The 5,250-nt window shown below is 67.2% G+C and carries 5 protein-coding genes; 2 read left to right on the forward strand and 3 right to left on the reverse strand.

Features of this window, described 5'->3' with window-relative positions; genetic code table 11:
- Together K8V84_RS00495 and K8V84_RS00500 are read right to left on the reverse strand one after the other, a co-directional pair.
- On the reverse strand, positions 1-315 hold a 315-nt coding region (locus K8V84_RS00495; protein WP_304069155.1), incomplete at its 3' end, for a dTDP-4-dehydrorhamnose 3,5-epimerase family protein.
- Positions 316-395: 80 nt separating this feature from the next.
- Positions 396-569, reverse strand: coding sequence for a hypothetical protein (locus K8V84_RS00500; RefSeq protein WP_304069156.1), 174 nt, complete (start codon positions 567-569; stop codon positions 396-398).
- Positions 570-790: 221 nt separating this feature from the next.
- Here K8V84_RS00500 and K8V84_RS00505 point away from each other — a divergent pair, with 221 nt between their 5' ends.
- Positions 791-1,966 carry a macrolide family glycosyltransferase gene (locus K8V84_RS00505; RefSeq protein ID WP_304069158.1) on the forward strand — a complete coding sequence of 392 codons (1,176 nt, stop codon included), beginning with the start codon at positions 791-793 and terminating at the stop codon, positions 1,964-1,966.
- Here K8V84_RS00505 and K8V84_RS00510 read toward each other — a convergent pair.
- The gene (locus K8V84_RS00510; RefSeq protein WP_304069159.1) at positions 1,947-2,831 is read right to left on the reverse strand and encodes a TIGR03621 family F420-dependent LLM class oxidoreductase; all 885 of its coding nucleotides are present in this window, start codon (positions 2,829-2,831) and stop codon (positions 1,947-1,949) included. The genes K8V84_RS00505 and K8V84_RS00510 overlap by 20 nt on opposite strands.
- 165 nt (positions 2,832-2,996) lie before the next feature.
- On the opposite strand from K8V84_RS00510, the gene K8V84_RS00515 reads away from it, so the two are divergent.
- Positions 2,997-5,250 (forward strand): type I polyketide synthase (locus K8V84_RS00515; RefSeq protein WP_304069157.1); only part of this gene is annotated, 2,254 nt, incomplete at its 3' end.

Consider the following 5,250-nt stretch of genomic DNA (forward strand, 5'->3'; position numbering starts at 1 on the left):
GCCGATGAGCACCGAGTCCCACCGCCCCCAGGTGGGTGAGCCGACCCTGAGGTCCACGACCATGTCGAGCGCACGTCCGGCCGGGCAGTGCACGAACTTGGCGCATCCCGGAGGGGTGGCCGTGTAGTGGACCCCGCGCACCACGCCCTTGCGGGAGCGGGTGAAGCTGACCTGACCGGGCCGGAAGGGCCGGCGCCCGAGCGCGCGCACGAAGTCGGACTCCATGAGCGAGGACGCGAAGCATCCGCGGTCATCGGGGAACACGGGGAAACCGAACTCCACGGCCCCCTCCACCGAGAGGTGGCGAAACTCCATGACGTCTCTCCGATGAGCTGTTTCTTCGAGCTGGGACGAGTGTGAACGGCTGCGGGTCGTCCGGCTTCGGAAGGGGCGGGTCAGGCCTGGCGGCTGCGCTTGCTCAGGCTGAGCCCGACCGCGATGCCGACCACCACGCCGATCGGGATGAGGATGTGCGGGCCGAGCACGAACAGGCCGGCGACGCCTCCGATCACACCACCGGCGACCGAGGTGGCGGACATGACGACGATCTGCTTGGTGTTCTCGTTCATGACGGAGACCTTTCACTTCTGCTGCGGAGACTACGGAGATCTCTGAATTCTCATTCTCGATCCACTTTCATGATGTCGTTCCGCTCGTGTCTGTGCTTAGGGTGAATGTCATGTCAACGGAATGACAGTTGTCATTGGTCTGATGCCCGAAAAGTCACTAGTCTGACCGAAAGTCTAATCCAGGAGTAATCGACGGAGTCGACGTGGCACATTTCGTCTTCATGGCCCCCCCGGCCACAGGACACATCAACCCGACACTGGGCCTGGTCTCGGCGCTCGTCCGGAGAAGACACCGAGTGAGCTATTTCGTCACGGAGGAACACGAGGGCCGGGTCAAGGAGGCCGGTGCCGAACCGGTGCCGTACGAGACCACGATGCCCGGTTCGGGGGCCAAGCCCCTCACACTGAGCGGGTTCGACGTCACCCGAGGCCTCCTGGCCGGGCTGAGGGAGACCCGGCACCTCTCCGAGAGCCTCGACGCCTGGTTCACGCGGAACCGACCGGACGTCGTGGTCTTCGATGGTCTGGTCGCCTGGTGGGGCCGGCTGCTGGCCTACCGGCACGGCATACCGGCGGTGCCCTCCTGGCCCAACTTCGTGTCCAACGACGCGTGGTCGCTGACCGACGAGTACGTCAAGTTCAACAAGCTGGACCCGAGGCTCTACGGGTTCATCCTTCGCATTCGGAGGATGGCGATCAAGGAGGGGCTCACCCTGGTCGAGCTCATGGACTCGCTCGGCCGTGGTGTTCCCGAACACCTCGTCTTCCTGCCCCGCGAGTTCCAGTTCGAGGGACACACCTTCGACGAGAGCTTCCGTTTCGTCGGACCCTGCCTGCGCGAGGGGCGAGGGGACGAGGGCTGGACGCCCCCGCCGGGCCGCCCCGTGCTCCTGGTCTCCCTGGGCACCCTCTACCACAACCGGCCCGACTTCTTCCGGGACGTCGTCCAAGCCTTCGGCGACTCCTCCTGGCACGTGGTCCTGGTGATCGGAAGGCACGTCGACCCGGCCGTTCTCGGCGACATCCCGCGCAACTGCGAGGTCCACGCGACGGTGCCGCAACTGGAAGTGCTCGGGCACGCGCGGCTGTTCCTCACACACGCGGGGATGGGAAGCGTCATGGAGTCCCTGAGCTTCGGTGTCCCGATGATCGCCGCGCCCCAGATGGGCGAACAGCGCGCCAACGCGGACCGCATCGAGCAGCTCAACCTGGGAAGGGTCCTTCGGGAGGGTTCGGAGGACATGGTGGAGCACCTGCGTCGACTCGCCGACGAGATCTCCACCGACGACACGGTGCGGACCTCGGTGGAGGACATGCGCCGCGCCTTCGAACGGGCCGGTGGGGTGGAGGCCGCGGTTCGAGTGGTCGAGGGCGCGGTCAACGCACGAGTTCGATGACCTTCCCGAAGTCCTCCATGGCGGCCTCCATCACCGTGTAGTAGGTGATGCCGAACCTGTCGGTGTGGCTCTCCAGCTGTTCGGCGATATCGCGTGGGCGGCCGACGAACACGGTGGGGAGTTCGAGGACCTGATCGATGGTCAGGTCGGGTCCGTACCGTTCCCTGAGTCGGTCGGCGGCGGCGCGACGATCACCGGTGAGGACGGTGGCCTTGCTCAGCACGTTGAACTCCACGCCATCGGGCCGGTAGGAGGTCTCCGCCCGCACGAGGTCGACCCTCTTCTCCAGCGTCGGTGCGTCGACCAGGCCGGTTCTGCCGTATTCAGGGCGAAACCTCGCTCCCGTGAAGCCGACGATCTCCGCCTCGTGGGAGGCCAGGCGCAGGACGCGTTCGCCGTGGCCTCCGATCATCAGGGGCGGGTGCGGACGCTGTGCGGGATGGGGAAGCGCGTCCGAGTCCAGGAATTCCCGTAGACCGGACAGAGTCCCCTCCAACCGCCGGACCCGCGACCCCGGACTCCCGAACTCGATGTCGGCCGACACGAATTCGTGCTCGACGTAACCGGTTCCTATTCCGATTTCGAGCCTGCCGTCGAGGAGAAGATCCGTCGTGGCGACATCTCGGGCCAAAAGGGCGTGATTGTAGAAACAGCCGTTGATTACATAAGCGGCGATCCTTGGTCGGCTGGTGGCCGAACCGGCCGCCACCGCGGAAGGAAAGGGAGACATCAAATTAAGGTGATCGGGAACCCCGATGACGTCGTATCCCAACGCTTCCGCCCGTGCGCACTTCTTAGCCCACTCCGCTGCGGTGCAGCCGGATGAGATCAGTACGACGCCGAATCTGAGTCGTCTATCGAGCATGTGGACCAGTATTCCAATCCACCGCCTACGTGTCCGCCACAGGTGCACAAACAGGGGTTCTAGGGGGCGATGTTAGGGGTTGTTGGCGCACCACGACGACGGGCAGGCTCAAACCGGACAAGAACCTCTGTGTGCCATTCGTTCTGTGCTCGCCGGAAGGTGGAGATGGTGCAGCAATTCACGCTCGGCGGATCGGGTTTCCGAAGCGACGAGGCCGGAGACCTCCCGATAGCCGTCGTCGGCATGTCCTGCCGGGCTCCCATGGCGCATGGACCCGATGAACTCTGGTCCCTGATCGGTTCCGGGGTCGACGCGGTCCGAGAGGTTCCCGAGGGACGTTGGCCCGACGGCCCTGGGCTGCCCGGGTTCGTCACACGGGGCGGCTTCCTGGACGACGTCGAGTCGTTCGACGCACCCTTCTTCGGGATCTCCCCGAGGGAGGCCGCCGAGATGGACCCGCACCAAAGGCTCGCCCTGGAGCTGGTCTGGGAGGCACTGGAGGACCAGGGAACGGACGTTCGTTCCCTGCCCGCGACGGGTCTCTACGTGGGAGCGATCGGGGACGACTACGCGGTTCTCCGTGAGGCCTCCGGCACCGGGGTGGACGCTCGGCACGCGGTCACCGGTGCGGCGAGGAGCATGATCGCCAACCGCGTCTCCTACGCCATGGGGCTGCGTGGTCCGAGCCTCGTCCTGGACACGGGACAGTCGTCCTCCCTGGTGGCCGTCCACATGGCCTGCGAGAGCCTGCGTTCCGGTCAGTGCGACCTGGCCGTCGCGGGGGGCGTGCACCTCAATCTCTCCGGTCGGGGCACCGCTCGTATGGGGGCCTTCGGGGCTCTCTCTCCCGACGGCCGCTGCTATGCCTTCGACGAGCGGGCCAACGGCTTCGTGCGGGGAGAGGGCGGCGGATTCGTCGTGCTGAAGCCCTTCGCCCAGGCGATGGCCGACGGTGACCGGGTCTACGCGGTCATCGCGGGCAGCGCCATGAACAACGACGGGGGCGGGGACGGTCTGACGGTGCCCAGCGCGCCCGCGCAGGCGGCGCTGCTCGACTCCGCCTACCGCAGGGCCGGGGTGGAACCGGGGGCGGTCGGATACGTGGAACTGCACGGCACCGGCACCCCCGTCGGGGACCCCATCGAAGCCGCCGCCCTGGGCGAGGCCCTGGGGGCCGCCCAGGAACCGGGCTCACCACTGCTCGTGGGATCGGTCAAGACCAACATCGGTCACCTCGAAGGCGCCGCAGGGATCATCGGGCTCCTCAAGACCGTTCTGTCGGTCCATCACGAAGAACTCGTCCCCAGCCTCAACTTCTCCCGGCCCAACCCGCGTATCCCCTTGGAAGAGCTCAACCTGAGGGTCGTGACCGAACGCATGCCCTGGCCGGCTCCGAACGTCGCCGGGGTCTCGTCGTTCGGCATGGGCGGGACCAACTGCCACGTCGTCGTCACCGGTGCCCCGGAACGGACCGAGACCGTGGAGAGGGCCACGGAAGGCCCGCAGGCCGTGGCCTGGACGGTCTCGGCCCATGGCCCGAACGCTCTCAAGGAGCAGGCCCGACGCCTCGTCGAGGCCGCTCCCACGGCGCACCCCTCGGACGTCGGACACTCACTGGCGACCCGGCGCACGGGGCTGACCCACCGGGTGGCGGTCGTGGGTCGGGACCGCGAAGAGTTGGTACGGGGACTGACCGCCTACGTGGACGGCAGACCTGACCAGAACGTCCACCAGGGACGTGTTCGGGAGGGTGGGACGGCCTTCCTCTTCACCGGGCAGGGAGCCCAACGGCCGGGTATGGGGAAGGAACTGCACGCCGCCTTCCCCGTGTTCGCGGACGCCTTCGACCGAACCGTCGCGCTCTTGGACCGGCACCTCGACCGTCCCCTGAAGGACGTGGTCTGGGCCGCCCCTCACACCGAGGCGGCGGGCCTGCTGCACGAAACCCTGTACACGCAGTGCGGCACCTTCGCACTCGAAGTCGCCCTCTACCGCCTCTACGAAAGCTGGGGGGTGCGTCCGGGGCACCTGTTGGGTCATTCGATCGGTGAGATCGCGGCCGCGCACGTCGCCGGTGTGTTCGACCTCGCCGACGCCTGTGCGTTGGTCGCCGCCCGCGCCTGCCTCATGCAGGCCCTACCCCGCACCGGCGCGATGGTGTCCTTCCGGGCGTCGGAGGCCGAGGTGGCCCCGTACGTGGCGGAGTGGACGGAGGTCGTGGACATCGCCGCGGTGAACGGTCCGCGTGCCACCGTCGTCGCCGGAGGGGCGGCCGCGGTCGAGGAGATCACGGCGTCGATGAACGCCGACGGTGTCAAGAGCCGCCGTCTGAACGTCAGCCACGCGTTCCACTCACCGCTCATCGACCCCATGCTCGCGGACTTCCGCCGGGCCGTGGAGGGCTTGACCCTGCACGAAC

The sequence above is a fragment of the Nocardiopsis listeri genome (assembly GCF_020741345.1).
In the GTDB taxonomy this organism is placed as follows: domain Bacteria; phylum Actinomycetota; class Actinomycetes; order Streptosporangiales; family Streptosporangiaceae; genus Nocardiopsis; species Nocardiopsis listeri_A.